General features: G+C 63.8%; 24 protein-coding genes. 9 read left to right on the forward strand and 15 right to left on the reverse strand.

Annotation, left to right across the window (positions count from 1 at the left end; all coding sequences use genetic code 11):
- Positions 1-46 precede the first annotated feature (46 nt).
- The 3 genes from QE393_RS15415 to QE393_RS15425 form a co-directional block, all read right to left on the reverse strand.
- Entirely contained in the window at positions 47-535 is a 489-nt protein-coding gene (locus QE393_RS15415) for a TIGR00645 family protein (RefSeq protein WP_273806567.1), read from the reverse strand.
- A gap of 80 nt (positions 536-615) precedes the next feature.
- On the reverse strand, positions 616-957 hold the full coding sequence (locus QE393_RS15420) for a hypothetical protein (protein ID WP_007160783.1): 342 nt from the start codon (positions 955-957) through the stop codon (positions 616-618).
- A gap of 161 nt (positions 958-1,118) precedes the next feature.
- Entirely contained in the window at positions 1,119-3,563 is a 2,445-nt protein-coding gene (locus QE393_RS15425; protein WP_310044465.1) for an AAA family ATPase, read from the reverse strand.
- A 229-nt stretch (positions 3,564-3,792) separates the two neighbouring features.
- On the opposite strand from QE393_RS15425, the gene QE393_RS15430 reads away from it, so the two are divergent.
- From QE393_RS15430 to QE393_RS15440, 3 genes are all read left to right on the forward strand, one after another.
- Positions 3,793-4,137 carry a hypothetical protein gene (locus tag QE393_RS15430; RefSeq protein ID WP_310044468.1) on the forward strand — a complete coding sequence of 115 codons (345 nt, stop codon included), beginning with the start codon at positions 3,793-3,795 and terminating at the stop codon, positions 4,135-4,137.
- A 69-nt stretch (positions 4,138-4,206) separates the two neighbouring features.
- Complete coding sequence (locus QE393_RS15435; RefSeq protein WP_310044471.1) at positions 4,207-5,070, forward strand: EamA family transporter; 864 nt, start codon at positions 4,207-4,209, stop codon at positions 5,068-5,070.
- A gap of 41 nt (positions 5,071-5,111) precedes the next feature.
- Positions 5,112-5,606 (forward strand): gluconokinase, encoded by a 495-nt coding sequence (locus QE393_RS15440; protein ID WP_273806571.1) that lies wholly within the window; start codon positions 5,112-5,114, stop codon positions 5,604-5,606.
- Positions 5,607-5,623: 17 nt separating this feature from the next.
- Here the strand turns inward: QE393_RS15440 and QE393_RS15445 are convergent, their stop codons facing one another.
- The 9 genes from QE393_RS15445 to QE393_RS15485 all read right to left on the reverse strand — a co-directional run bounded on the left by QE393_RS15445 (position 5,624) and on the right by QE393_RS15485 (position 15,489).
- Entirely contained in the window at positions 5,624-6,418 is a 795-nt protein-coding gene (locus tag QE393_RS15445; protein ID WP_310044473.1) for a thymidylate synthase, read from the reverse strand.
- Between the two features lie 128 nt (positions 6,419-6,546).
- Positions 6,547-7,443: an ABC transporter permease subunit gene (locus QE393_RS15450; protein WP_133861327.1), complete on the reverse strand. Its 897-nt coding sequence runs from the start codon at positions 7,441-7,443 to the stop codon at positions 6,547-6,549.
- Positions 7,440-8,348, reverse strand: coding sequence for an ABC transporter permease subunit (locus QE393_RS15455; RefSeq protein ID WP_273806573.1), 909 nt, complete (start codon positions 8,346-8,348; stop codon positions 7,440-7,442). The genes QE393_RS15450 and QE393_RS15455 overlap by 4 nt, the downstream gene beginning before the upstream one ends.
- Positions 8,345-9,499: a polyamine ABC transporter ATP-binding protein gene (gene potA / locus QE393_RS15460; protein WP_133861329.1), complete on the reverse strand. Its 1,155-nt coding sequence runs from the start codon at positions 9,497-9,499 to the stop codon at positions 8,345-8,347. The genes QE393_RS15455 and potA overlap by 4 nt, the downstream gene beginning before the upstream one ends.
- 55 nt (positions 9,500-9,554) lie before the next feature.
- Entirely contained in the window at positions 9,555-10,613 is a 1,059-nt protein-coding gene (locus tag QE393_RS15465) for a polyamine ABC transporter substrate-binding protein (RefSeq protein ID WP_169853377.1), read from the reverse strand.
- Between the two features lie 149 nt (positions 10,614-10,762).
- A complete protein-coding gene (locus QE393_RS15470) occupies positions 10,763-11,860 on the reverse strand; it encodes a polyamine ABC transporter substrate-binding protein (RefSeq protein ID WP_133861330.1) in 1,098 nt (365 codons plus the stop codon).
- 105 nt (positions 11,861-11,965) lie between these two features.
- Positions 11,966-13,324 carry an aspartate aminotransferase family protein gene (locus QE393_RS15475; protein ID WP_273806574.1) on the reverse strand — a complete coding sequence of 453 codons (1,359 nt, stop codon included), beginning with the start codon at positions 13,322-13,324 and terminating at the stop codon, positions 11,966-11,968.
- A 22-nt stretch (positions 13,325-13,346) separates the two neighbouring features.
- Entirely contained in the window at positions 13,347-14,705 is a 1,359-nt protein-coding gene (locus QE393_RS15480) for a glutamine synthetase family protein (RefSeq protein WP_133861332.1), read from the reverse strand.
- A 34-nt stretch (positions 14,706-14,739) separates the two neighbouring features.
- The gene (locus QE393_RS15485; RefSeq protein WP_310044477.1) at positions 14,740-15,489 is read right to left on the reverse strand and encodes a gamma-glutamyl-gamma-aminobutyrate hydrolase family protein; all 750 of its coding nucleotides are present in this window, start codon (positions 15,487-15,489) and stop codon (positions 14,740-14,742) included.
- 406 nt (positions 15,490-15,895) lie between these two features.
- Here QE393_RS15485 and QE393_RS15490 point away from each other — a divergent pair, with 406 nt between their 5' ends.
- Together QE393_RS15490 and aguA are read left to right on the forward strand one after the other, a co-directional pair.
- The gene (locus tag QE393_RS15490; protein WP_133861334.1) at positions 15,896-17,272 is read left to right on the forward strand and encodes a glutamine synthetase family protein; all 1,377 of its coding nucleotides are present in this window, start codon (positions 15,896-15,898) and stop codon (positions 17,270-17,272) included.
- Positions 17,273-17,414: 142 nt separating this feature from the next.
- On the forward strand, positions 17,415-18,512 hold the full coding sequence (aguA, locus tag QE393_RS15495) for an agmatine deiminase (protein ID WP_310044479.1): 1,098 nt from the start codon (positions 17,415-17,417) through the stop codon (positions 18,510-18,512).
- 60 nt (positions 18,513-18,572) lie between these two features.
- On the opposite strand, the gene QE393_RS15500 is transcribed toward aguA, so the two are convergent.
- The 3 genes from QE393_RS15500 to desA all read right to left on the reverse strand — a co-directional run bounded on the left by QE393_RS15500 (position 18,573) and on the right by desA (position 23,013).
- On the reverse strand, positions 18,573-19,949 hold the full coding sequence (locus QE393_RS15500) for an OprD family porin (RefSeq protein ID WP_273806577.1): 1,377 nt from the start codon (positions 19,947-19,949) through the stop codon (positions 18,573-18,575).
- A gap of 779 nt (positions 19,950-20,728) precedes the next feature.
- Positions 20,729-21,706, reverse strand: coding sequence for a sensor domain-containing diguanylate cyclase (locus QE393_RS15505; RefSeq protein ID WP_310044481.1), 978 nt, complete (start codon positions 21,704-21,706; stop codon positions 20,729-20,731).
- Between the two features lie 113 nt (positions 21,707-21,819).
- Positions 21,820-23,013: a delta-9 fatty acid desaturase DesA gene (gene desA, locus QE393_RS15510; protein ID WP_133861338.1), complete on the reverse strand. Its 1,194-nt coding sequence runs from the start codon at positions 23,011-23,013 to the stop codon at positions 21,820-21,822.
- Positions 23,014-23,264: 251 nt separating this feature from the next.
- Between desA and oscA the strand changes: the two genes are divergently transcribed.
- The 4 genes from oscA (at position 23,265) to cysW (ending at position 26,325) form a co-directional block, all read left to right on the forward strand.
- The gene (gene oscA / locus QE393_RS15515; RefSeq protein ID WP_133861339.1) at positions 23,265-23,450 is read left to right on the forward strand and encodes a sulfur starvation response protein OscA; all 186 of its coding nucleotides are present in this window, start codon (positions 23,265-23,267) and stop codon (positions 23,448-23,450) included.
- Positions 23,451-23,527: 77 nt separating this feature from the next.
- On the forward strand, positions 23,528-24,529 hold the full coding sequence (locus QE393_RS15520) for a sulfate ABC transporter substrate-binding protein (protein ID WP_273806579.1): 1,002 nt from the start codon (positions 23,528-23,530) through the stop codon (positions 24,527-24,529).
- A 106-nt stretch (positions 24,530-24,635) separates the two neighbouring features.
- Entirely contained in the window at positions 24,636-25,448 is an 813-nt protein-coding gene (cysT, locus tag QE393_RS15525) for a sulfate ABC transporter permease subunit CysT (RefSeq protein WP_133861341.1), read from the forward strand.
- A 19-nt stretch (positions 25,449-25,467) separates the two neighbouring features.
- A complete protein-coding gene (gene cysW / locus QE393_RS15530; protein ID WP_405046305.1) occupies positions 25,468-26,325 on the forward strand; it encodes a sulfate ABC transporter permease subunit CysW in 858 nt (285 codons plus the stop codon).

Below are 26,325 nucleotides of genomic sequence, written 5' to 3' on the forward strand. Positions count from 1 at the left end.
GCGTAAACGAAAGCTGCCGGCGGCGGACGAATGGCCGCCCGACCCGTCAGTGCTTGGTCAGCCGATCCAGATAGCCCATGGCGAAGGCCGAGACCACGAACACTAGATGGATGATCACGTACCACTTGAGGTATTCGGGATTGGTGTTCTGGGCATCCATGAAGATGCGCAGCAGGTGGATCGAGGAGATGGCGACGATGGAGGCAGCCACCTTGTTCTTCAACGAGCCCGAATCCATCTTGCCCAGCCAGGCGAGCTTTTCCGAGCCTTCGTCGATGTCCAGCTGGGAGACGAAGTTCTCGTAGCCGGAGATCATCACCATGACCAGCAGGCCACCCACCAGCGCCATGTCGATAAGCGACAGGACCAGCAGGATCAGTTCGGCTTCGGTGGATTGGAAGATGTGCGGCAGGACGTGGAAGACTTCCTGAAAGAACTTGAGCGCCAGCAGGACCAATGCCAGGGACAACCCCAGGTAGATGGGGGCCAGCAGCCAGCGGGAGGCGTAAAGGGCTTTTTCGATCAGACGTTCCATGCAGACTCGCTCGGATTACCAGGGCCGGGCGAGTATACCGGGGCAGTGCAGGCGGACCAATGCGGCAGGTTGTACCTGACTCAGGCGTCGGGGCCGACCTGGAAGCGCACCTGCTGGTGGGCACGCTCGCCGTTCATCTTGCGCAGTTCGCTCTGCATGTGCAGGCGCCAGATCTGGGTCTCTTCGACCTGGATATAGCCCTGTTCCACCAGGTTCTCGGCGATGGCGGTCATGACGCCTTCGGCCGCCTTGGGACCGTGGAAAGGCCCCTGGGCCTTGATCGCGGTGGGCTGTTGGCCATTCAGGCCGGCGGCGCACAACAGGGTCCAGAGGCCCTGTTCCTGACCGAGCGGCTTGATTTCGCATTCGATACGGGTGACGAGGCCCAGGCAGGGACGGATCAGGGTAATGGTGCGGGACATGGCGTCATCCTCTCGAAGCGCTCAATGCTCGCCGGTCCTAGGCCAGAGGTATCCACAAAGGCTGTGGACAACCCTGTTGGTCAACAGGGGGCAAGCGGGTCTGGGCGCCGTGCTACTTGGGCTGCGACGCCTTGTACAAAATCCGACCTGCCCCTCGGAGCTCAGTTCTCCTCCGCTTCGTTGTTTTTCCCTTTTGCCTTGGAGTTATCACTGAGTTTGTCGGCCAGTTCATCTTCCAGCTCGAGCTCGGCGATTTCCTTGAGACGCTGCACCACGCGCGCATTTACGCTGCCGTCTGGGAAGCGCCCCTTGGCATCCGGTGCACCGGCGGGCTCGCCCACCAGCAGCGAAAGAGCCTCGTCCGCCTGGCGGACGGCATAGACATGGAACAGTCCTTCGCGCACCGCTGCCAGCACGGTCTCGTCAAGCATCAGGTTGGTGACGTTGGCACGCGGGATGATCACGCCCTGCTCGCCGGTCAGACCGCGGGCCTGGCAGAGGCGGAAGAAGCCTTCGATCTTCTCGTTCACCCCGCCGACCGGCTGCACCTCGCCGAACTGGTTGATGGAGCCGGTGATGGCGAAGCACTGCTTGAGCGGCGTGCGGGACAGCGCGGAGATCAGGGTGCAGGCTTCGCCGAGGGAGGCGCTGTCGCCGTCGACATAGCCATAGGACTGCTCCAGGGCGATGCTGGCCGAGATCGACAGCGGAAATTCCTGGGCATAGCGACTGCCCAGGTAGCCGGTCAGGATCATCACGCCCTTGGAGTGAATCGGTTGCCCGAGGCTGACCTCGCGCTCGATGTCGAGGATGCCGCTGGCGCCCGGGTAGACCGTGGCGGAGATGCGCGCCGGCATGCCGAAGGCGGAATCGGCCACCTCCAGCACGGTGAGGCCATTGCACTTGCCTACCGCGGCGCCCTGGGTGTCGATGAGGATGAGTCCGGTCAGCATGTCGTCCAGCACCCGGGCGCAGACGCGACCGGTACGGGTTTCCTTGGCCTTGAGCGCGCGCTCGACATGCCCCTTGTCGGTACGCTCGTCGCCGGCCAGGTGGCGGATGAAGTCGGCTTCGCTGACCAGCTGGAACAGATCTCCGATACGCGCCGACAACCGTCCCTGGTGCTCGGCCAGCCGGGCACTGTAGGTGGCCAGCCGCGCCACGGCCGCCGAGGTCAGGGGCGCCATGCCCTCTTCCGAGGTGCGCGTCTTGAGCAACTGGGCGAACTGCTCGAGGCTTTCGTCGCGCAGTGGCAGCTCTTCGTCGAAGTCCACCAGCACCCGGAACATCTCCTGGAAGTCCGAATCCAGCTCCTGCAGGGTGTAGTAGATGTTGCGCGAGCCGATGATGATGACCTTGAGCTGCAGCGGGATCTGCTGCGGCGCCAGGCTCATGGCGGTGAGCCGACCCAGCTCGGCCAGCGGCGATTCCATCTTTAGCTGACGCGAATGCAGCGCGCGCTTGAGGGCGTCCCAGACGAAGGGCTCGGTCAGCAGCTTGTCCGCCTCGACGATGAGGAAGCCGCCATTGGCGCGGTGCAGCGCGCCGGGGCGCAGCTGGCGATAGTTGGTGTAGAGCGCGCCCTGATCGGACTGGTATTCGATACGGCCGAAGAGGTTGTCGTAGGTCGGATGGGACTCGAACACCACCGGCGCCCCCCCGGTGACGTGGTGGCCGATGATCAGATTGGGCTCGTACTGCTCGCGCAATTCCTTGCGCCGCTGCATGTCGGGCTTGGCGTCATCGGCCAGTTGCTCGACCACCGTCTTAAGCAGGTCCACCTGCATGGCCTGCAGATAGGCGCAGACCCCGGGGTTGTCGTTGTACTTTTCCGACAGCGGCGCCAGCAGCGGCTGCAGGGCCTGGATGATGGTGTCTTCATTCAGGGCGCGCAGCTGGTTGCTCGATTCTCGCCGCCACTGCGGCAGGCTGGCCAGCTCTTCGTTGAGGCGCTCTTCCAGGCTGGAGATGTCGGCGTGGAAACGCTCGCGCTCGGCTTCGGGCAACTGGGCGAAGTCGGCTTCATCCAGCGCCTTGCCCTCCTTCATCGGGGTGAAGGCGACATTGTTGGCGTCGCGGTAGAGGGCGATCTCCTTTTCCAGGGCGAGCTTTTCCACCACGTCCAGCGCCTGGTCATAGCGCTGGTTGAAGGCGCGCTCGATGGCGCTCTTCTTCTGCTGGAAGGCCGGATGCTCGAATACCGCCGGGAAGGTGGCCAGCAGGTTGTCGATGAAGTGGGCCATGTCGGCCACGAAGGCCTCGCCCTCGCCGGGGGGCAACTCCAGCACGCTTGGCGCCCGGGGCTCTTCGAAGTGATTCAGGTACACCCAGTCGTTGGGCGTCGGCTGGCGCTTGGCTTCGGCCTTGAGATAGCGCTGGACGAAGGAGAAACGACCGGTGCCCGGCTCGCCCATGACAAAGACGTTGTAGCCGGGCCGCGGCATGGCCACGCCGAACTGCAGGGCCTCCACCGCGCGCTCCTGACCCAGGATGCCGCGGAAGGGCTCGAGCTGATCGGTATCGGCGAAGGAAAACTGTTCGGGGGCGAAGGGGCGGGTCAGCTCATCAGGGGCGAGCCGGAGACCGGCTGCGACGGGATCGTGCATCGTAAGTCCTTGTCAGGCATGCAAGCAGTGTCCGCATTCTGCGACCGGGATGACAGCCGAAGCAAGGCAAGCGGCGCTCCGCCGCGTATTTAAGCGCAGCGGTTCGAACGGCTTGCCATGACGTCCGTCGGTATTTTTCGACCCAGGCGTTTTTTGACGAAATTCTCACCAGGCGCCAACTAAGCTTTCTGCATAGGGATCAGACGTAGTATCCCGTGAGGAGGCTCCCATGGCTGTCTCTCGTCGTCTCGCCTCGTTGTTCGTCCTGCTGGCCAGTCTCGCGGCTTGCACCAGTTACCACGACCAGTTGATCGCCAAGGGCTACCCCCCGGCCTATGCCGACGGCTTCAGCGACGGTTGCCAGACCGGCAAGCAGGCGGTCAATGGCGTCGGTTACGAGCACAAGGACGCCCGTCGCTTCGCCGCGGAAAAGCCCTACCAGCAAGGGTGGGACGCGGGCTACGCGCAATGCGTGCAGGTGGCCCAGCGCGAGGAGCAGCAGCGCTTCATCGAGCAGGTTCGGGAAAATCGCGAAAGCGCCGAATCGCTGTTGCAGCGCTCGAGAACACGTTGAGGTCGCAGCCAACCTTGCGGCCCTGACCGGATGACCTATGCTGGCGGGCCCGCTAGTCGAGCCCTGCCGATGTCTGCCCGCTCTCCGCTGTTCGCCGTCGCCCTGCTGCTGGTCGCCATGACCTCGATCCAGACCAGCGCCAGCCTGGCCAAGACCCTGTTCCTGCGTCTCGATCCGGTCGGTGTCACCACCCTTAGGCTGATCTTCGCGGCCCTGGTCCTGCTGATCGTGCTGCGCCCCTGGCGCAACTTCCGCCGCGCGGCGCTGGGCAGCCTGCTGGGCTATGGCGTCGCCATGGGCGTGATGAACCTGACCATCTACCTGGCCATGCAGCGGCTGCCGATAGGCATCGCCGTCGGCCTGGAATTCGTCGGTCCGCTGGTGGTGGCGCTGTGCGCCCTGCGTCGCTGGCTGGACCTGCTGTGGATCGTGCTGGTGGTGGCCGGCCTGGCCGTGCTCCTGCCCTTCGGCCACAACGCCTCCGCACTGGATCCGCTGGGCACCACGCTGGCCCTGGGTGCTGGCGCCTGCTGGGCGATCTACATCGTCCTGGGCAAGCGCGCCGGCGCGGTTCACGGTACCGGCACGGTGGCTTTCGGTGCCTCCATCGCCGCCCTGGTCGTGCTGCCCATCGGCATCGTCCACAGCGGCAGCAATCTCTTGCAACCGGAAATCTGGCCGCTGGCGCTGGCCCTGGCGCTGATGTCCACGGCCATTCCCTATGCCCTGGAAATGATCGTCCTGACCCGCCTGCCAGCCTCCACCTTTGGCACGCTGATGAGTCTGGAACCGGCGCTGGGCGCCCTTTCCGGCTGGGTATTCCTCGGCGAGATCCTGGGCGTCGCCCAGTGGTTCGCCCTCGCCTGCATCATCGTCGCGTCCATCGGCGCCACCTGGAGCAGCCGGCTGACCCCGGAGCAAACGCCGCTCTAGACACTCTATAGCGAGGCGAATCCTCACGCGGAGCGACGACGATGATCTATCTGATAATGGGCGTCTCGGGCAGTGGCAAGACCACCCTGGGCGAACTCCTGGCCAGCCGGCTGGACTGCCGTTTCGACGATGCCGATACCTTTCACAGCCAGGCCAACAAGGACAAGATGGCCAAGGGCGTCGCCCTCACCGACGAGGATCGCTGGCCCTGGCTGGATGCCATCCACGACGCCATGCAGCAGGCACAGGCCGAAGGCACCACCCGGGTGTTTGCCTGCTCGGCGCTGAAGAAGGTCTATCGCGATCGCCTGCTGAACGGCCTGGAAGGCGTCCGGCTGCTGTTCCTCAAGGGCTCACCCGAGCTGCTTGCCGAGCGCATCGGCAGTCGCCGCGGGCACTTCTTCGATCCCAAGCTCCTGCAGAGCCAGCTCGACACCCTGGAGGCGCCGGATCACCTGGAAGCCCAGGTGCTGGACGTACGCAAGGCACCCGGGCAGCTGGTGGACGAGGTGCTTGCGCACGGCCACGGCGCCTGAGCGCTGCGGCCGCCGGCTCAGACCGCGACCGGCGCCTTGATGTGCGGATGGGCCTGGTAGCCTGCCAGTTCGAAATCCTCGAAGCGGAAGGCGAACAGGTCCGTGACCGCCGGATTGAGCGTCATGGTCGGCAGCGGCAGCGGTTCACGGGTCAGCTGCAGATCGGTCTGCTCCAGGTGATTGGCATAGAGATGGCAATCACCGCCGGTCCAGATGAATTCGCCCGGTTGCAGTCCGGTGACCTGGGCCACCATCAGGGTCAGCAGCGCGTAGCTGGCGATGTTGAAGGGCACGCCGAGGAAGATGTCGGCGGAACGCTGATACAGCTGGCAGCTCAGGCGGCCATCGGCGACATAGAACTGGAACAGCGCATGGCACGGCGGCAGCGCCATCTCGTCCACCAGCGCCGGATTCCAGGCCGAGACGATCAGACGCCGCGAGTCGGGCTTGGCGCGGATCATGTCCACCACCCCCGCGATCTGGTCGATATGGCGACCGTCCGGTGCCGGCCAGCTGCGCCACTGGTAGCCATAGACCGGGCCCAGTTCGCCGTTCTCGTCGGCCCACTCGTCCCAGATGGACACGCCGTTGTCCTTGAGGTAGCGGATGTTGGTCTCGCCCTGCAGGAACCACAGCAGTTCGTGGATGATGGATCGCAGATGGCACTTCTTGGTGGTGACCAGGGGAAAGCCCTCCGCCAGATCGAATCTCATCTGGTAGCCGAAGACGCTGTAGGTCCCGGTGCCGGTGCGGTCGCTCTTGAAGGTGCCGTGTTCGCGCACATGGCGCATCAGGTCGAGGTACTGTTTCATGGCGGGAGCGCTACCTGGCAAAAGGCAAATGGTATCAAATCGCGCCCTGCGAGAGCGGTCGCGCTTGTCGCAGCCCTGACCATCGGACACAAAAAAAGCGGCCCTGGGGCCGCCTTTTCCACCAACCCTCAGCTGTTGGCCGGCGGCGCCATGAGGGTCGCCGTTTCGCGTTCGCGCCGGGTGATCTCCGAGGCCGTGGCGTCCATGGCTTCCTGCAGGCCCTGCAGGCGCTTCTTCTCGGCGCGGCGGGTGAAGTACCAGGCGAAGAAGGTGAACAGCGAGACCGCCAGGAGGATCAGGCTGGCGATGGCATTGATCTCCGGCTTCACGCCCAGGCGCACCGCGGAGAACACCTCCATCGGCAGGGTGGTCGAGCCGGGGCCCGAGACGAAGCTCGCCAGCACCAGGTCGTCCAGCGACAGGGCGAAGGACATCATGCCGCCCGCCGCCAGCGAGGGCGCGATCATGGGAATGGTGATCAGCAGGAACACCTTCCACGGCCGGGCGCCCAGGTCCATGGCCGCCTCCTCGATGGACAGGTCCAGCTCGCGCAGGCGCGAGGAGACCACTACCGCTACATAGGAGGAGCAGAAGCTGGTGTGGGCGATCCAGATGGTGGTCACGCCCCGGTCCTGCGGCCAGCCGATCAGTTGCGCCATGGAGACGAACAGCAGCAGCAGCGACAGACCGGTGATCACCTCGGGCATCACCAGCGGTGCGGTGACCATGCCGCCGAAGACGGTGCGGCCGCGGAAGCGCGGGATGCGGGTCAGCACGAAGGCCGCCAGGGTGCCGAGGATCACCGAAGAGATGGCCGTGTAGAAGGCGATCTCCAGCGAGCGGAACACCGCGCTCATCAGCTGGGTATTGTCCAGCAGGCCGACGTACCACTTCACCGACCAGCCCCCCCAGACGGTCACCAGCCGCGACTCGTTGAAGGAGTAGATGACCAGGATGACCATCGGCAGATAGATGAACAGCAGCCCGAGCACCAGCATCAGGTTGGTGAACTTGAGGCCCTTCATAGCTTGCCCTCCAGTTCCTTGGCTTGGTTCCTATTGAACAGCACGATGGGCACGATGAGGATCACCAGCATCACCACCGCCAGGGCCGAGGCCACCGGCCAGTCACGGTTGTTGAAGAATTCCTGCCAAAGCACGCGGCCGATCATCAGGGTCTCCGGGCCACCCAGCAGCTCGGGAATGACGAACTCGCCCACCGCCGGAATGAACACCAGCATGCAGCCGGCGATGATGCCGTTCTTGGACAGCGGCACGGTGATCCTCCAGAAGCTGGTGAAGCGACTGGCACCCAGGTCGCCGGCGGCTTCCAGCAGGGTCAGGTCATGCTTCACCAGATTGGCGAACAGCGGCAGGATCATGAACGGCAGATAGGAATAGACGATCCCCAGGTACACCGCGAAGTTGGTGTTGAGCATCTGCAGCGGACTGCTGATGATCCCCAGGTTCATCAGGAAGCTGTTGATCAGGCCGTTGGTGGACAGCAGCCCCATCCAGGCGTAGACGCGGATGAGGATGGCGGTCCAGGTCGGCATCATGATCAGCAGCAGCAGCACCGTCTGCTTCTCGCGACTGGCCCGGGCGATGGCATAGGCCATGGGATAGCCGATCAGCAGACAGATCAGGGTGCTGATGCCGGCCATCTTCAGCGAGCCGAGGTAGGCGTCCAGATACAGCGGATCGTCGGCGAACATCAGGTAGTTGCCGAAGTTGAGCGCGATATCCAGTTGCTGATCGGCGTAGCTGAACAGCTCGGTATAGGGCGGAATGGCCACGTCCGCGACCGAGAAGCTGATCTTGAGCACGATCAGGAACGGCAGCAGGAAGAACAGGAACAGCCACACGAAGGGCACGCCGATGGTCAGGCGGCGGCCATCGAGCAGGCGCTTGAGCAAGGGGGGTCTGGTCATGCTTGCAGTACCACGCCGCTGTCGTCTTCCCAGTACACCACCACGGCGTCATCCCAGGTGGGTCGCTTGCCGAGGCGCTCGGCGTTGGCGATGAAGCACTGCACGATGGGACCGGTGCCCAGCTTGACGTGATAGACCGAGTGCCCGCCCAGGTAGGCGATGTCGTGCACGGTGCCGCTGCACCAGTTGTAGTCGGGATGCTCGTGATCCGCCGGCAGGCTGGTGCCCATCAGCAGCTTCTCGGGGCGCAGGGCGAAGGTGACCTGCTTTTCCTGGGCGCGGGTGCTGATGCCGTGACCGATGTAGATCGGTCGCTCCAGTTGCGGACTGTGGATGATGGCGTGGTCGGCACCGTCGTCGGTCAGCTCGCCGTCGAAGACGTTGACGCTGCCGATGAACTCGCAGACCAGCCGGCTCGCCGGGGTCTCGTAGATGTCCATCGGGCTGCCCACCTGGGCGATCCAGCCCAGGTGCATGATGGCGATGCGCTCGGCCATGGTCATGGCCTCTTCCTGGTCGTGGGTCACCATCACGCAGGTCACGCCCACGCGCTCGATGATCTCCACCAGTTCCAGCTGCATCTGCGAGCGCAGCTTCTTGTCCAGGGCGCCCATTGGCTCGTCGAGCAGCAGCAGCTTGGGCCGCTTGGCCAGGGAACGCGCCAGGGCCACCCGCTGGCGCTGGCCACCGGAGAGCTGGTGCGGCTTGCGCTTGGCGTACTGGGTCATGTGCACCAGCTTGAGCATCTCGGCCACGCGGGCGTCGATCTCGGCCTTGGGCAGCTTGTCCTGCTTGAGGCCGAAGGCGATGTTCTGCTCCACGCTCATGTGCGGGAACAGCGCATAGGACTGGAACATCATGTTGATCGGCCGCTCGTAGGGCGGCATGTCGGTGATGTCCACGCCATCGAGGAAGATGCGCCCTTCGCTGGGTCGCTCGAAACCGGCCAGCATGCGCAGCAGGGTCGACTTGCCCGAACCCGAGCCGCCGAGCAGGGCGAAGATCTCGCCCTTGTTGATGGTCAGGGAGACGTCGTCGACAGCGACGGTTTCGTCGAACTTCTTGGTGACCCGGTCGATCTTGACCAGGACTTCCTTGGCTTTCTTGTCGCCGGTGGCGGCTTTCTTGAAGGCACTGGTGGCAGTCGCCATGTACATCTCCCCAGGAAAATCGGGGACCGGTCGGGCCGGTCCACTTTAGCATTGGTTATTTGCCGGACTTGACCCGCGTCCAGCTGCGGGTCTCCAGGCGCAGGAGTTGCGGGGGCAGCTCCTTCATGACGTACAGCTTGTCCATCACCGCCTGTGGCGGATAGACCGTCTCGTCCTGCCGCAGCTCGGCATTCATCAGCTCGCCCGCCTTCGGATTGGGGTTGGCGTAGCCGACATAGTCACTGACCTTGGCGATGACCTCGGGCTGCAGCAGATAGTTGATGAAGGCATGGGCCTCCTTCACGTTCTTGGCATCCTTGGGGATGGCCAGGAGGTCGAACCAGAGGTTCGCGCCCTCCTTGGGAATCGCGTAGCCGATGTTGACGCCCTTCTTCGCTTCCTCGGCACGCGAACGCGCCTGAAAGACATCGCCGGAATAGCCGAAGGCCACGCAGATGTTGCCGTTGGCCAGATCCGAGATGTACTTGGAGGAATGGAAATAGGTGATGTATGGCCGCACCTTGAGCAGCTGGGCCTCGGCCTTCTTGTAGTCGTCGGGATTGGTGCTGTTGGGATCGAGTCCCAGGTATTGCAGGACTGCCGGATAGACCTCATCGGGCGAGTCCATGAAGGAGACGCCGCACTTGCTCAGCTTCTTGAGGTTCTCGGGTTCGAACAGGATGGCCCAGGAATCGAGCTTGTCGGTGCCCAGCGCGGCCTTGACCTTGTCGACATTGTACCCGATGCCGTTGGTGCCCCACAGGTAGGGCACGCCGTATTGGTTACCCGGATCGCTCTTTTCCAGCTGCTTGAGCAGCGCCGGATCGAGATTCTGCCAGTTCGGCAGCTGGCTCTTGTCCAGTTTCTGGAAGGCGCCCGCCTTGATCTGCTTGGCGAGGAAGTTGCTCGAGGGCACCACCACGTCATAGCCGGTGTGGCCGGCCAGGAGCTTGCCTTCGAGGGTTTCGTTGGAATCGAAGACGTCATAGACCGGCGTGATGCCGGTGGCCTTCTGGAAATCCTCGAGCGTGGTCTCGCCGACGTAATCGCTCCAGTTGTAGACGCGTACCGTCGGCTCGGCGACGGCGGTTCCCATGACGGTCAGGGTGGTCATGGCCAGCAGGGTTTTACGCAACGAAAGCACGGGCGGCTCCTTTCATGGTGGGCATCGGCGGCGACACCCTTTCAGCGGTCCATACAGACGTACGGCACGCCGGAGTGACTCCGGCGTGCCGTCCTTTCAGTCGCACGCGGCGACCGAACTCACTTGCCGGACTTGATGGTGGTCCAGGTACGGGTCATCAGACGCTGGGTCTTGGCCGGAAGATCCGGGAAGGCGTACAGCTTGGTCATGGTTTCCTGGGTCGGATAGATCCCCGGGTTGGTGCGGATCGCTTCGGCTACGAGCGGGGTCGCCTCCTTGTTGCCGTTGGGATACTGCACGTAGTCGCTGACCGCCGCGATCACCTTGGGCTCCATGATGTAGTTGATGAACTTCAGCGCGCCCTCGGGATTCTCGGCGTCCTTGGGAATGGCCATCGTGTCGAAGAAGGTGCCGGCGCCTTCCTTGGGAATGTTGTAGGCCACGGTCACGCCGTTCTTGGCATCGGCCGCCCGGGCCTTGGCCTGGGCGATGTCGCCGGAATAGCCGACCGCCACGCAGACGTTGCCGTTGGCCAGGTCCGAGATGTACTTGGAGCTGTGGAAGTAGGTGATGTATGGCCGCACCTTGAGGAACAGCTCCTCTGCCGCCTTGATCTCCTTGGGATCCTGGCTATCCGGCTTGTAGCCGAGGTAGTGCAGACCGGCGGGGATGATCTCGGTGGGCGAATCCAGCACGGCCACGCCGCAGCCCTTGAGCTTGGAAAGGTTCTCGGGCTTGAAGATCAGGTCCCAGGAATCCACCGGGGCGTTGTCGCCCAGGGCGGCCTTGACCTTGGCCGGGTTGTAGCCGATGCCGATGGTGCCCCACAGGTAGGGGATGGCGTACTGGTTGCCCGGATCGCTGACTTCCAGGGTCTTCATCAGCTGCGGATCCAGGTTGCTGTAGTTGGGCAACTTGGACTTGTCCAGCGGCTGGTAGACGCCGGCCTTGATCTGCTTGGCCAGGAAGGAGTTGGACGGCACCACCACGTCGTAGCCGGAACGGCCGGCGAGCAGCTTGGCCTCGAGGGTCTCGTTGCTGTCGTAGACGTCATAGACCACCTTGATCCCCGACTCCTTCTCGAAGTTGGCGATGGTGTCTTCGGCAATGTAGTCGTTCCAGTTGTAGACGTGCAGGACCTTGGGGTCCGCCGAGGCGTTGCCGGCAAAGAGGCCGGCCAGGCTCAGCGCTAGAAGAGTCTTGCCAAAAACATTCATGCGGTGGTGCTCCTCAAGTCATCGTTGGTCTTTTGATTCGGTGCGCGGCCAGCGCCCGCGCGCAGTCTGGCAAGGTCCGCCGCCGGGCTCAAGCCTTGGCAGCCATTAGCCGCGCTGGCGCAGCAGCCCATGGGTCTGATCGAGGCTCAGCCGCGCCAGGGTGACCAGTTCGTCGATGGACTCCGGCGTGATCACCAGTGGCGGCGCGATGATCATGGTATCGCCCACCGCCCGCATCACCAGGCCATTGCGGAAGCAGTGCTCGCGACAGAGCATGCCCGCCCCACCCTCGTACCGCGCCCGCGTCTTCTTGTCGCGCACCAGCTCCAGTGCCGCCACCATGCCGACACCCCGGGTCTCGCCCACCAGCGGATGGTCGGCCAGCTCCGCCCAGCGTTTCTGCAAATAGGGTGCCGTGGTGCTGCGAACCCGGTCGACGATGCCTTCGTCACGCAGGATGCGGATGTTTTCCAGGGCCACGGCCGCGGCCACCGGATGCCCGGAATAGGTGAAGCCGTGATAGAACTCGCCGCCCTCGTCGAGCACCCTGACCACTTCGTCGCGTACCACCACGCCGCCCATGGGCACATAGCCGGAGGTGAGACCCTTGGCGATGGGCATGAGGTCCGGGGCATTGCCGTAGTACTGGCTGCCGAACCATTCGCCGGTGCGACCGAAGCCGCAGATCACTTCGTCGGCGATGAAGAGGATGTCGTACTTGTCGAGGATCTGGCGCACCCGCGGCCAGTAGCTTTCCGGCGGAATGATCACTCCGCCGGCGCCCTGGATGGGCTCGGCGATAAAGGCGGCGACGCGCTCCTCGCCGACCTCTAGAATCTTCCGCTCCAGCTGATCGGCCGCCCAGATGCCGAATTCCTCCGGCCTCATCTCGCCGCCCTCACCGAACCAGTAGGGCTGCGGGATGTGCACGATGTCGGGCAGCAGGCCGCCCTGCTCGTGCATCGCCGCCATGCCACCCAGGCTGGCACCGGCCAAGGTCGAGCCGTGGTAACCATTCCAGCGGCCGATGACCACGCGCTTCTCCGGCTGGCCCTTGGTTGCCCAGTAATGGCGTACCAGGCGCAGTACGGTGTCGTTGGCCTCCGAGCCGGAACCGGTGAAGAACACGTGGTTCATACCCTCCGGTGCCAGCTCGGCGATGGCCTTGGCCAGCTCCAGCACGGGCGGATGGGCGGTCTGGAAGAACAGGTTGTAATAGGGCAGTTCGCGCATCTGGCGGCTGGCCGCCTCGACCAGCTCTTCACGGCCGTAGCCGACGTTGACGCACCAGAGTCCGGCCATGCCGTCGAGGATGCGCTGACCCTCGCTGTCCCAGAGATGCACGCCCTCGGCACGGGTGATGATGCGCGCGCCCTTCTCGTTGAGCTGGCGATAGTCGGTGAAGGGCGCCAGCAGATGCCGGCGACTCAGGTCCTGCCAATGGGCGGTGGTAAAGGTAGTCACGAAGCCTCTCCTCGAATCGCGGTCAGACGCTGAGCAGCAGGAATTCCCGCTCCCAGGAACTGATCACGCGCTTGTAATTCTCGTGCTCGGCACGCTTGACCGCGACGTAGCCGCGGGTGAAGCGACTCCCCAGATAACGCTCCAGGGTGGCCGACTGCTCCATGCGCTCCAGGGCGGCTTCCAGGGTCAGCGGCAGGCGCAGGTTGCGCCGCTCGTAGCCGCGTCCCTGCACCGGGGCGCTGGGCGAGACATTCTCGATCATGCCCAGATAGCCACACAGCAGGCTGGCCGCCAGGGCCAGATAGGGATTGGCATCGGCGCCGGCCAGGCGATTCTCCACCCGGCGATTCTGCGGATCGGAATCCGGCACGCGCAGGCCCACGGTGCGATTCTCCTCGCCCCACTCGACGTTGACCGGCGCCGAGGTGTCGGGCAGGAAGCGGCGGAAGGAATTCACATTGGGCGCGAACAGCGGCAGCGCCTCGGGAATGTATTTCTGCAGGCCACCGATGTGGTGCAGGAAGAGTTCGCTCATGCTGCCATCGGGGTTGGAAAACACCGTCTTGCCGGTCTTGAGATCCACCACGCTCTGGTGCAGGTGCATGGCGCTGCCGGGCTCACCGGTCATGGGCTTGGCCATGAAGGTGGCGGTGACGTTGTGCTTGAGCGCCGCCTCGCGCAGGGTGCGCTTGAAGACGAAGATCTGGTCGGCCAGGTGCAGCGGATCACCGTGGCGGAAATTGATCTCCATCTGCGCGGTGCCTTCCTCGTGGATCAGGGTATCCAGATCCAGTGCCTGGGCCTCGCACCAGTCGTACATGTCCTCGAACAGCGGGTCGAATTCGTTGGCCGCATCGATGGAAAAGGACTGGCGCCCGGTTTCCTGGCGCCCGGAGCGGCCTACCGGCGGCTGCAGCGGATAGTCGGGGTCGTCGCTGCGCTTGGTCAGGTAGAACTCCATTTCCGGTGCGACGATGGGCTGCCAGCCGTGCTCGGCATAGAGCTTGAGCACCTTCTTGAGCAGGTTGCGCGGCGACAGCTCGATGGGAATGCCGCGCTTGTCGTAGGTGTCGTGGATCACCAGGGCAGTGGGCTCCAGTGCCCAGGGCACCAGGAACACGGCACGATCGTCCGGGCGGCAGTGCATGTCGATGTCGGCCGGATCGAGCAATTCATAGTAGATGTCGTCGTCGACATAGTCCCCCGTCACGCTCTGCAGGAGCACGCTCTCCGGCAGGCGCATGCCCTTTTCGTTGAGGAACTTGGCGGTGGGGGAAATCTTGCCGCGGGCGATGCCGGTCAGATCGGCGACCAGGCATTCCACTTCAGTGATCTTGCGTTCTTTCAACCAGGCGGTGAGCCGGTCAAGCGGGGTGCTCATAAAGACCTCGAAGGTTCGAGCGGGGTGAACAGCATCAGCGCTCGGCAGCGCGCGCCTTGCAGGCCTTGCCGAACGCCTTGAACAAGGCGAGATAGACGGGGTGACTGCGCACCTTCCATTCAGGGTGCCACTGCACGCCACAGGCGAAGACGCGCGCCTCGCGGACCGAGACGGCCTCGATCAGGCCATCGGGCGCCAGGGCCTCGGCGCGCAACCCCGGTGCCAGGCGATCAATACCCTGGCCATGGATGGAATTCACGTCGAAGCGTGCCGGCAGCTCCAGGGCCTCGAACAGGCCACCCGGCTGGACCTCGACCGGATGGTGCAGGCCATAGTGTTCCTCCAGGGTCTCGCCGCGCTCGCGGTGGTCCATGAGGGAGCCGACCTCGTGCACCTTCTGGTGCAGACTGCCGCCGAAGGCCACGTTCATTTCCTGGAAGCCGCGGCAGATGCCCAGCACCGGCATCCCGGCCGCCACGGCGGCGCGCAGCAGCGGCAGGGTCACGGCATCGCGAGCCGCGTCGTGCAGGGTGCCGGGCTCGCTCGGCGTACCCTGGTAGTGATGGGGCTCGACGTTGGATGGCGAACCGGTGAACAGCAGACCGTCCAGGCGCTCGAGCAGGGCCTCGGTGGCGATGAGATCGGCCAGCGCCGGAATCACCAGTGGCATGCCCTCGGCGCCCTCCACCACCGCGCGCAGATACTTGTCGCCGGCAATGTGAAAGGGATGCAGGCCTAGTTGCCTGGTACAGGCTGTGACACCTATGAGGGGCAGCGCGGACATGGGACACCGGGTTGAACAGGAATCATCCGAGCCTAGTCTTGTTCGTTATTTTTCACAACCACCGGCAAAAAGTTTCGAGATTCTGCACAGAAGCGGCGAAACAGAGGCGTTTCAGCCCCGCTGAATGCGCCAAAAACAGGCACCTGCGCACCACCCCTGAGCAGGGTTGCCTCCAGTTGACTTTGGTCCGCCTTTCGGATTGACTCCAGGGTGGTAACTCCGCTGATTGATATTTTTAACAGGGGCGCTGACAAAGCGTCGGAGCGCAGGCGAGACCGTACTCTCAGGTCGCTGTCGGATCGACAGCGGGCACTCGTGCCCTCACTGCGGTTGGCCCACTGGGCAAACAGGCGCATCAGGCGCTAACCGTTTTGTCGAGCGCAGCCAAAAGCAAAGGTGTTTCATCATGTCGGTACCCCCGCGTGCCGTTCGTTTGGATGAAGCGACCGACTTCCTCAGGGAACACCCTGAGGTCCAGTTCGTCGATCTTCTGATTGCGGATATGAATGGCGTGGTGCGTGGCAAACGCATCGAGCGCACCAATCTGCCCAAAGTCTTCGAGAAAGGAATCAACCTCCCCGCTTCGCTGTTCGCCCTCGACATCACCGGCTCCACCGTCGAAAGCACCGGTCTCGGGCTCGACATCGGCGACGCCGACCGCGTCTGCTTCCCCATCACCGACACCCTCTCCATGGAACCCTGGCAGAAGCGCCCCACCGCGCAGCTGCTGATGACCATGCACGAGATGGAAGGCGAGCCCTTCTTCGCCGATCCCCGCGAGGTCCTGCGCCAGGTCGTCCAGCGTTTCGACGAGCTCGGGCTCACCGTCTGCGCCGCCTTCGAGCTGGAGTTCTATCTGATCGATCAGGAGAACATCAACGGCCGCCCGCAACCGCCGCGTTCGCCCATTTCCGGCAAGCGTCCCCAGTCGGTCCAGGTCTATTCCATGGACGATCTGGACGAGTATGCGGACTGCCTGCAGGACATCATCGACGGCGCCCGCGCCCAGGGCATTCCGGCCGACGCCATCGTCGCCGAGTCGGCTCCGGCGCAATTCGAGGTCAACCTCAACCACGTTGCCGACCCGATCAAGGCCTGCGACTACGCCGTGCTGCTCAAGCGCCTGATCAAGAACGTCGCCTATGACCATGAGATGGACACCACCTTCATGGCCAAGCCCTATCCGGGCCAGGCGGGCAATGGCCTGCACGTCCATATTTCCCTGCTGGACAAGGACGGCCGCAACATCTTCGCCGGTGAGGATCCCGAGCAGAACGCCGCATTGCGTCATGCCATCGGCGGTGTGCTCGAGACCCTACCCGCCTGCATGGCCTTCCTCTGCCCCAACGTGAACAGCTATCGCCGCTTCGGCTCGCAGTTCTTCGTGCCCAATGCGCCGAGCTGGGGCCTGGACAACCGCACCACCGCCCTGCGCGTCCCCACCGGTACGCCGGAGGCGCACCGTATCGAGCATCGGGTAGCCGGCGCCGACGCCAACCCCTACCTGCTGCTGGCCGGCGTCCTGGCCGGCGTGCACCATGGCCTGACCCGGCAGATCGAACCCGGCCCGGTCACCGAGGGCAACTCCTACGAACAGCACGAGCAGAGCCTGCCGAACAACCTGCGCGATGCCTTGCGCTACCTGGACGACAGCTCGGTGATGGCGGAGTACATCGACCCGAAGTACATCGACATCTTCGTCGCCTGCAAGGAGCACGAGCTGGAGGAGTTCGAGCACTCCATCTCCGACCTCGAGTACAACTGGTACCTGCACACCGTGTAGGGACCTGCCTGCCGACCGGTTCTGCGCCGGTCGGCAGCTGTTCTGCGGTACCGCCGGAGCCCTGCGCGTGTTCACGCCCGCGGCGCCCTGCCGGCCTTTCCCCCTTCTCAGCCAACGACGACTCTGGACGGAGAGCTTCGCCATGACCACCCTCACCACGCCGCGTGCCGACGGCTTCCACATGCCGGCCGAATGGGCCGACCAGCGCCAGATCTGGATGGTCTGGCCCGAGCGCCCGGACAATTGGCGCCTGGGCGGCAAGCCCGCCCAGGCCGCCTTCACCGCAGTCGCCCAGGCCATTGCCCGTTTCGAGCCGGTGACCATCGGCGCCTCGGCAAATCAGTACGAGAATGCCCGTGCCCGCCTGCAGCACCCGAACATCCGGGTGGTGGAAATCAGCAATGACGACGCCTGGTGCCGCGATACCGGCCCGACCTTCGTCAGCGACGGTCAGGGTGGCGTGCGCGGTGTCGACTGGAGCTTCAATGCCTGGGGCGGCCTGGATGGCGGCCTCTATTTTCCCTGGCAGCGGGATGACCAGGTCGCCGGCAAGATCCTCGCGATCGAGAATCTGCCGGGCTATCGCACCCCGGACTTCGTCCTTGAAGGCGGCTCCATCCATGTCGATGGCGAAGGCACCCTGATCACCACCGAGGAATGCCTGCTCAACGCCAATCGCAATCCGCACCTGGATCGCGAGGCGATCGAGCGCTACCTGAGCGACTACCTGGCGGTGGACAAGGTCATCTGGCTGCCCCACGGTCTCTACAACGACGAAACCAACGGCCACGTGGACAACTTCTGCTGCTACGTGCGCCCGGGCGAGGTGCTGCTGAGCTGGTGCGACGACCAGGCCGACCCCAACTACAGCCGCTGCCGCGAGGCCCTGACAGTGCTGGAGCGCGAAACCGATGCCCGCGGCCGCACCTTCAAGGTGCATCGGATCGTCACCCCGGGTCCGCTGTTCGCCAGCGAAGACGAATGCCGCGACGTGGATGCCTGCCTCGGCACCCAGCCACGCCGGGCCGGCGAGCGGCTGGCCGCCTCCTACGTCAACTTCCTCATCGTCAACGGCGGCATCATCGCCCCGACCTTTGGCGTTCCCGAGGACGCCGAGGCCCTGCGTACCCTGCAGGCCTGCTTCCCGGAGCACGAGGTGGTACAGGTTCCGGGGCGCGAGATCCTGCTCGGCGGTGGCAACATCCACTGCATCACCCAGCAGCAGCCGACTGGTCGCTGATTTCCGGCGGAAACGAAAAAGCCCGTCTCGCGACGGGCTTTTTTCTGACCTGAGCGCGGCTTAGAGCAGCGGCAGGGTGTAGCTGACGATCAGACGGTTTTCGTCGACGTCACGCTGGCCCGGCACACCGGCTTGGGAAACGGCCGGCAGGTCGGAGCGCAGCATGGCGTTACGCCAGGTGAAGCCCAGACCTTTCAGCTGGCCTTCCGGGATCACGTAGCTGACGGTCAGATCGCGTTCCCATTCCATGGCGTCGCCAGTACGGGTACGGATGTTGTCACCGCGCTGATAGATGACGCCAGCGGTCAGACCCTTGACGCCCAGCTGAGCGAAGTCATAGGAGTAGCGAGCCTGCCAGGTGTCTTCGCCGGAACGGGTGAAGTTGTTGATCTGAATATCGGTGATGGCATAGGTCGAAGCGCCACCGTTCTCGTTCAGGTAGGGGAAGGCGCTGTTGCCGTTGCTGCCCTGATAGCCCAGGCCAAAGGTGTGGCCGTAGATCGAGTAGGTGAACAGGCCGCTGTAGAGGCGGTTGTCGATCTCGCCAGTGGTACGGGTACCACCGTAGTAGCCGCTGGACACGTAGAGACCGGTGCTGTCGGCCTTGCGGTTCTCGCCCTGGCTGTTGCTATCGAAATAGCGCAGGTCGGTCTTGAAGGTACCGTCGCCCAGCTTGACGCTGTGCACCAGACCCAGGAAGTGCTGGTTGTAGAAGTCTTCCAGCTGACCGAAGTAATACTGCAGGGTCAGGTCTTTGGTGACCTTGTAGTCGGCACCGACGAAGCGGAAATGGTCGCTGTTGCGACGCAGGGCGGCATTCGCAGCACCGTTGGAGCCGGCGATGGACAGATCGTCCTCGTCGGTGGAGTTACGGTTCTTGGCACGCTCGAGCTGGCCGGCGGTCAGCGTCACGTTCTTGATGTCCTTGGACGTGATCTGAGCACCCTGGTAGGTCTGCGGTAGCAGACGACCGTCATTGGAGACCACGACCGGCAGCTTCGGCATCAGGGTGCCGTAGCGGAACTCAGTTTCGGAGATCTTCATCTTGGCGGTAGCGCCCAGGCTGCTGAACTCGTCTACAGCGCTGTTATCGGTATCGCGCGGGAACATGGTGCCGTTCTGCACGCTGCCACCGGTGCCGCCGTTGGCCTTGCCACCGCTGTCCAGACGCAGGCCCAGCATGCCGACCGCATCGACGCCGAAGCCAACGGTGCCCTGAGTGAAGCCCGACTGGTAGTTCAGCATGAAGCCCTGACCCCAATCCATCACGCGGGAAGGATTGGCCGTACCGTTGCGGTTGTCTGTGTTGATGTAGAAGTTACGCAGACTGAGGGTAGCTTTGCTGTCTTCGACGAAGCCGGCAGCGTGGGCGGCGGCAATGAGGGACAGGTTCAGACAGGCCGCGGAGACCGCGACCACCAGTGGCTTCTTGACCATGAGTGCTCCAGGGGTGAATCGTTGTTATGCGGCCACCAGAGGTGTCAGCGCCTGCTGGTGGTATGCCCGACGGGCCGTGCGGAAGGGAAAGCTAGAGGGCTTTTGTTTCAATTTGGAGAATTATCCCGGGCCTGGTCGACTTTTAAGTTGCGACCTCCAGCACAGGGTCCCTGCCACCGTCTTCCACGTTGCGAAAGCTAATTGCAAAAAAGCATTTCGTCTAGCGATACCTGGTTGAAAACCCGCCCTGTGGTCTTCCGCTCTGACTGTTCGGTCATGGCCCAAGGGAACCTGCGCGGCCTACGCCTATGGAACGGTTCGCCGTTTCCTGGGAGACGCCATCCCCATCCGTACGCGCTGAGGCTCTGGGACGGGCCTCCCAAGGCACTGGCTCGGTCTTAAAAACCGGCCGATCTCAGCATCAAAAAAGCAGGATCTGAAGGAATTCCCTATCTGCTTCAAGGACTTGTAAGTTTTTGCGACGCCTCTTTCAGTCGATTTGCCCTGAAGACGACGCCTATCGCCCGGTATGACGCACCGCATGCCCTGCTGCAAGGGCCACCTTGCCCAGTCGATCACGCAGGCACATTCCTTCCAATCGAGGGGGCATCGCCGCGTCAGCAAGGACGGTCAACAGGACACGGAGAAGAGATCGGCTGCAGGCCAGATGGACAAGGAAGCAAGGGTGCGGTGGACTGGGTGGGATGACGTGACAGTGGTGGACGGAACCGCGAACCAAGCCGGCCGAGCTGTCACCGGCGCGGCCTGGCAAGGGATATTCAGCCCTGGACGACCTGATCCTTGCCCTGGCGCTTGGCGCGGTACATGGCCTCGTCCGCCCGCACATAAAGGGTGTCGAGGGACTCGTCGCCCTCCCGCAACACGGTGACGCCCTGACTGATGGTGACCTTCAGCGGGCCCTCGGCACTGGGTACCGCCAACTGCCGCACGGCGCGCTGCAGGCGCCCGCCGATCTGCAACGCCAGGTCGCTGTCGCAGCCCGGCAGCAACAGGGCGAATTCTTCGCCGCCGATACGGCCGAACAGATCCCCGCGGCGGGTGGTCTGGGCGCCGCATTCGGCAACACGCTGCAACACTTGATCGCCCATCTGGTGACCGAAGCGGTCGTTGATCTTCTTGAAGTCGTCGATGTCGAGAAGCAGGAAGGCCAGGGGCTCGCCTTCGCTCTGGGAGAATTCGAAGGCGCGCTGGGCACTCTCGAAGAAATGTCGACGATTGCTGCTGCGGGTCAGGACATCGGTGGTGGCGAGCCGTTGCAGCTCCTCCTCCATGCGCTTCTTGTCGGTGATGTCTTCGGCGATACCCACCACCAGCAGCGGCATACCGGCCTCGCTGCGCTGACTGACGAAGCACTTGTCGCTGAGCCAGCGGATCTCGCCGTCGGCGCGGATGATGCGGTACTCGCGGGACTCCACGGCGCCCTGCTCGATCACCTGTTCCAGGGTGCGCTGAGCGTACTCCAGATCGTCGGGATAGATGTTGTTGAGCCAGGTGCTGTAGTCGCTCAGTACCAGGGACTGGGAGCGACCGAAGATCTGTTCGTAGGCGGGGCTGACATAGATGATCTGGCGAGTGCGCCAGTCCAGGGCCCAGAGCACCGCGTTGACGCTTTCCAGCAGCGCGCTGAACAGCTGCTCCCGGTCACGCAGGCGATCTGTCTCGGCCCGCGAATGCAGGAGAGCCAGCAGATTCTCTTCCGGAGTGGGAAGAGCAGACAGAGAGGGTTGTTCATCCATATACACATGCGCCTACGCGGGGTCCTGAGGGAGTTAGAGACAGCTGAAACCAGCCTGGTTCAATCCCCGCATAGGGCAGCCCACCGCTTCGGTGGGCTTTTGTGAAGCCTTTCTCAGGCGGTTCCGGCCGGCCGCAGGGAATAGGTTTTCAGCTGTTCGGCGAATTCGCGCAGGGACTGAATGCCGCTCGCTTCGGCTTCGCCGATCCACTGCCGGGTCGCGGCCAGCATGTCGTGGCCGTTGGCACTGGTCCGGGCCCAGATCTGCTGCAGCGCCAGGCGCTTTTCGTAGATCAGCTTCAGCGCCTGACTGTGCTCGAGCAGTTCGTCGATGCGCACCTGATGGCGAGCCTTGAGCAGACTGGTCTCGCGGGCCAGCAGACCCCGGGCGCGACGGAACAGCGGACGCTGGGAGGGCGCCGCACTGCCCCGCTCCTGGCGCAACAGCGGGCCGATCACCTGCTGGCGGTACTGAGCCATGATCTGGAAGCGGTTGTTGAGGATGGCCATGGCGGTGTCCATGTCCAGCTGTCCCTTGCCTTCGATGCGATGGGCGATGGGGGCGACGCGGTTGACCTTGGCCAGACGCAGCCAGGTGAACAGCTTGATCCAGGCCCAGCCCATGTCGAATTCCCAGCGCTTGACCGACAGCTTGGCCGAGTTGGGATAGGTGTGGTGATTGTTGTGCAGCTCTTCGCCGCCGATGACGATGCCCCAGGGGATGAGGTTGGTGGCGGCATCGCGGCATTCGAAGTTGCGATAGCCCACGGCATGGCCCAGGCCATTGACCACACCCGCGGCCCAGAAGGGAATCCAGACCATCTGCACGGCCCAGACGGTGAGACCCAGGGCACCAAACAGGGCGATGTCGATCAGCAGCAACAGCACCACGCCCATGTTGCGGGTGCGTGGATTGGAGTAGAGCTTGCGCTCGATCCAGTCGTCCGGGCAGTTCTTGCCATAGATGCGCAGGGTATCGGCGTTGTTCGCCTCGGCCTTGTACAGCTCGGCGCCGCGCCGCACCACGGTGGCAAGGCCCTTGTGCACCGGGCTGTGCGGGTCCTCTTCGGTTTCGCACTTGGCGTGGTGCTTGCGGTGAATGGCGGTCCACTCGCGGGTGTTCATCGCCGTGGTCAGCCACAACCAGAAGCGGAAGGCGTGCCTGAGCGCGGGATGCAGCTCCAGCGAACGGTGGGCGGAGTAGCGATGCAGGTAGACGGTGACACTGACAATGGTCAGGTGGGTCAGCAGCAGGGTGACCACCACCAGTTGCCAGACCGACAGGTCAAGCAGGCCGTTGTAGCTCATGGACGCAGAGGACCTCGCGCGGGTTGTGTGGTGCAACTGTCGCTGAAAGTTCAGTGAACAGGCGTTCGCGCATTATTGCCGGGGTGGGCGATAAATCCAGCCCTCCCTTTTGCTACACAACGTGTCCTTCACAGACTGCTAATTCTAAAAGTGAATAAACAAAGCATTATTAGCAATTTTAAGAAATAAAGATCAGCCCCCTAAGATGGCGCCACCTCCCCGCCCACCGCTGTACACGAGGACGCCACCCCATGAGCTCCGTTCCGTTCCGCAGCCTGGAAAACCAGGACGAAACCGCACTGCTCCGCGATATCCAGCAGGCTTTGCGCGGATTGAGATTCGGCGCCATCGAGATCACCGTGCACAACGGACAGGTGGTGCAGATCGAGCGCAAGGAAAAATTCCGGCCTCAGACCGGCCAAGCCAACAAGCCCTGAGTTCTCGCGGTCAGCGGACGAGCGGGCAAGGCGCCCGCCAGACGGTGTCCGGCTTTCTCACGTCAAGGAGCCTTTTCATGTCGATTCGCCGTTTCGCCCTGGCCGCGCTGGCCGGAGCCCTGTTCGCCACCCAGGTCCACGCCGTTGAATTGCTCAACGTGTCCTACGATCCGACCCGCGAGCTCTACCAGCAGTACAACGCCGCCTTCGCCAAGCACTGGAAGACCGAAACCGGCGAAGACGTGACCATCAAGAATTCCCATGGTGGCTCCGGCAAGCAGGCGCGCTCGGTGATCGATGGCCTGCAGGCCGACGTGGTGACCCTGGCGCTGTCCGGCGACATCGATGCCCTCAATCTGCACCAGCAACTGGTCGACCCGAACTGGCAGAGGCGTCTGGCGGACAACAGCACCCCCTACACCTCGACCATCGTCTTCCTGGTGCGCAAGGGCAATCCCAAGGGCATCAAGGACTGGGACGACCTGGTGAAGAAGGATGTCCAGGTCATCACCCCCAATCCCAAGACCTCCGGCGGTGCCCGCTGGAACTTCCTCGCCGCCTGGGCCTATGCCAAGGCCAAGTACGGCAGCGATGCCGAGGCCCTCAAGTTCGTCACAGAGCTCTATCGCCACGCCCCGGTGCTGGACACCGGCGCACGTGGCGCCACCATCAGCTTCGTGCAGCGCCAGCTGGGCGACGTGCTGATCGCCTGGGAAAACGAAGCCTATCTGTCCCTCAAGGAAGAAGGTGGCGACCAGCTGGAGATCGTCACCCCGTCGCTGTCGATCCTGGCCGAGCCGCCGGTAGCCGTGGTAGACAAGGTGGTCGACAAAAAGGGCACGCGCAAGCAGGCCGAGGCCTACCTGCAGTATCTGTACAGCCCCGAGGGCCAGCGCATCGCCGCGCAGAATTTCTATCGCCCCCGCGATGCCAAGGTGGCGGCGGAATTCAAGGATCAGTTCAAGCCGGTCAAGCTGGTGACCATCGACCAGGAATTCGGCGGCTGGAAAGCGGCGCAGCCGAAGTACTTCGCCGACGGCGGCGTGTTCGACAAGATCTTCGCCGACATCAACAAATAGCGCCGCGGCCGGGACGGCTCACGCTGACCGGCCCGGAGCAGGTATCGTTCCACCCCTCTGCGCCCTGGCGAATGCATCGCCGGGGCGCCTTGCAGAAGGACGTCTCATGTCTCGCCGTCTCTCCCCGGTCATACCCGGCTTCGGGTTGACCCTGGGATTCTCCCTGACCTACCTCGCGCTGATCGTGCTGATCCCGCTGGGCGCCATGTTCCTCCATGCCAGCCAGCTGACCCTCGGGCAATTCTGGTCGCTGATCACCGGGCGCCAGGTGCTGGCCGCGCTGCAGCTGTCCTTTGGCACGGCCCTGCTCGCCGCGCTGGTCAACGGCATCCTCGGCACCCTGCTGGCCTGGGTGCTGGTGCGCTACGAGTTTCCCGGGCGCAAGCTGATCGATGCCATGGTCGACCTGCCCTTCGCCCTGCCCACCGCCGTGGCCGGCATCGCCCTGACCGCGCTCTATGCGCCCAACGGCATGATAGGCTCGCTGTTTCCCTTCAAGATCGCCTATACCCCGATCGGCATCACCCTGGCGCTGATCTTCGTCACCCTGCCCTTCGTGGTGCGCACCCTGCAGCCGGTGCTGGCGGACATCCCCAAGGAAATCGAGGAAGCCGCTACCTGCCTGGGCGCGCGCCCCTGGCAGGTGTTCCGCTACGTGCTGGTGCCGACCCTGCTGCCGGCCTGGCTGACCGGTTTCGCCCTGGCCTTCGCCCGCGGCGTGGGCGAGTACGGTTCGGTGGTGTTCATCGCCGGCAACATCCCGTTCAAGACCGAGATCCTGCCGCTGCTCATCGTCTCCAAGCTGGACCAGTACGACTACACCGGTGCCACCGGCATCGGCGTGTTCATGCTGCTGGTGTCCTTTGTCATGCTGCTGCTGATCAACATCCTGCAGCGCCGCATCCAGCCCAACATCTAAGGACGACCGCATGAGCCTCATGACTTCGACCAAGGCCGATGCGCGCGCCATCAAGCAGCGCACCCCGGTGGCCATCGCGCTGATCGCCAGCGCCTGGCTGATCTTCCTGCTGGTCCTGGTGCTGCCGCTGTACATGGTGCTGAGCCAGGGCCTGGCCAACGGCATCGGCGCCTTCTGGGACGCCATCAGCGAACCGGATGCGCTCTCGGCGCTCAAGCTGACGCTGTTCGCCACCGCCATCTCGGTGCCCCTGAATCTGGCCTTCGGCCTGGCCGCGGCCTGGTGCGTCACCAAGTTCGAGTTCACCGGCAAGAGCCTGCTGATCACCCTGATCGACCTGCCCTTCTCGGTGTCACCGGTGATCGCCGGTCTCATCTATGTGCTGCTGTTCGGCGCCCAGGGGCTGCTGGGCCCCTATCTGCAGAGCGTCGATGTGCAGATCGTCTTCGCCGTGCCCGGCATCGTGCTGGCGACGATCTTCGTCACCTTTCCCTATGTGGCCCGCGAACTGATCCCGCTGATGCAGGAACAGGGTACCCAGGAAGAAGAAGCGGCACGCCTGCTGGGCGCCAGCGGCTGGCAACTGTTCTGGCACGTGACCCTGCCCAACGTGAAATGGGCGCTGATCTATGGCGTGGTGCTCTGCACCGCGCGGGCCATGGGCGAGTTCGGTGCGGTGTCGGTGGTCTCCGGCCATATCCGCGGCCTGACCAACACCCTGCCGCTGCACATCGAGATTCTCTACAACGAGTACAACATCGTCGCCGCCTTCAGCGTGGCGATCCTGCTGCTGATGATGGCCCTGGTGATCCTGCTGCTGCGGCAGTGGAGCGAGAGTCGCCTGAGCCGCCAACTGCAGCACCGTGACGAGGAATAA

Source organism: Pseudomonas sp. SORGH_AS_0211, assembly GCF_031453455.1.
Classification (GTDB): Bacteria; Pseudomonadota; Gammaproteobacteria; order Pseudomonadales; family Pseudomonadaceae; genus Chryseomonas; species Chryseomonas aestiva.

What these genes read in the sequence shown, in the direction of transcription:
- QE393_RS15415 (WP_273806567.1), bottom strand. Translation starts at nt 535, where the DNA reads ATGGAACGTCTGATCGAAAAAGCCCTTTACGCCTCCCGCTGGCTGCTG.
- QE393_RS15420 (WP_007160783.1), bottom strand. Translation starts at nt 957, where the DNA reads ATGTCCCGCACCATTACCCTGATCCGTCCCTGCCTGGGCCTCGTCACC.
- QE393_RS15425 (WP_310044465.1), bottom strand. Translation starts at nt 3,563, where the DNA reads ATGCACGATCCCGTCGCAGCCGGTCTCCGGCTCGCCCCTGATGAGCTG.
- QE393_RS15430 (WP_310044468.1), top strand. Translation starts at nt 3,793, where the DNA reads ATGGCTGTCTCTCGTCGTCTCGCCTCGTTGTTCGTCCTGCTGGCCAGT.
- QE393_RS15435 (WP_310044471.1), top strand. Translation starts at nt 4,207, where the DNA reads ATGTCTGCCCGCTCTCCGCTGTTCGCCGTCGCCCTGCTGCTGGTCGCC.
- QE393_RS15440 (WP_273806571.1), top strand. Translation starts at nt 5,112, where the DNA reads ATGATCTATCTGATAATGGGCGTCTCGGGCAGTGGCAAGACCACCCTG.
- QE393_RS15445 (WP_310044473.1), bottom strand. Translation starts at nt 6,418, where the DNA reads ATGAAACAGTACCTCGACCTGATGCGCCATGTGCGCGAACACGGCACC.
- QE393_RS15450 (WP_133861327.1), bottom strand. Translation starts at nt 7,443, where the DNA reads ATGAAGGGCCTCAAGTTCACCAACCTGATGCTGGTGCTCGGGCTGCTG.
- QE393_RS15455 (WP_273806573.1), bottom strand. Translation starts at nt 8,348, where the DNA reads ATGACCAGACCCCCCTTGCTCAAGCGCCTGCTCGATGGCCGCCGCCTG.
- potA (WP_133861329.1), bottom strand. Translation starts at nt 9,499, where the DNA reads ATGGCGACTGCCACCAGTGCCTTCAAGAAAGCCGCCACCGGCGACAAG.
- QE393_RS15465 (WP_169853377.1), bottom strand. Translation starts at nt 10,613, where the DNA reads ATGACCACCCTGACCGTCATGGGAACCGCCGTCGCCGAGCCGACGGTA.
- QE393_RS15470 (WP_133861330.1), bottom strand. Translation starts at nt 11,860, where the DNA reads ATGAATGTTTTTGGCAAGACTCTTCTAGCGCTGAGCCTGGCCGGCCTC.
- QE393_RS15480 (WP_133861332.1), bottom strand. Translation starts at nt 14,705, where the DNA reads ATGAGCACCCCGCTTGACCGGCTCACCGCCTGGTTGAAAGAACGCAAG.
- QE393_RS15485 (WP_310044477.1), bottom strand. Translation starts at nt 15,489, where the DNA reads ATGTCCGCGCTGCCCCTCATAGGTGTCACAGCCTGTACCAGGCAACTA.
- QE393_RS15490 (WP_133861334.1), top strand. Translation starts at nt 15,896, where the DNA reads ATGTCGGTACCCCCGCGTGCCGTTCGTTTGGATGAAGCGACCGACTTC.
- aguA (WP_310044479.1), top strand. Translation starts at nt 17,415, where the DNA reads ATGACCACCCTCACCACGCCGCGTGCCGACGGCTTCCACATGCCGGCC.
- QE393_RS15500 (WP_273806577.1), bottom strand. Translation starts at nt 19,949, where the DNA reads ATGGTCAAGAAGCCACTGGTGGTCGCGGTCTCCGCGGCCTGTCTGAAC.
- QE393_RS15505 (WP_310044481.1), bottom strand. Translation starts at nt 21,706, where the DNA reads ATGGATGAACAACCCTCTCTGTCTGCTCTTCCCACTCCGGAAGAGAAT.
- desA (WP_133861338.1), bottom strand. Translation starts at nt 23,013, where the DNA reads ATGAGCTACAACGGCCTGCTTGACCTGTCGGTCTGGCAACTGGTGGTG.
- oscA (WP_133861339.1), top strand. Translation starts at nt 23,265, where the DNA reads ATGAGCTCCGTTCCGTTCCGCAGCCTGGAAAACCAGGACGAAACCGCA.
- QE393_RS15520 (WP_273806579.1), top strand. Translation starts at nt 23,528, where the DNA reads ATGTCGATTCGCCGTTTCGCCCTGGCCGCGCTGGCCGGAGCCCTGTTC.
- cysT (WP_133861341.1), top strand. Translation starts at nt 24,636, where the DNA reads ATGTCTCGCCGTCTCTCCCCGGTCATACCCGGCTTCGGGTTGACCCTG.
- cysW (WP_405046305.1), top strand. Translation starts at nt 25,468, where the DNA reads ATGACTTCGACCAAGGCCGATGCGCGCGCCATCAAGCAGCGCACCCCG.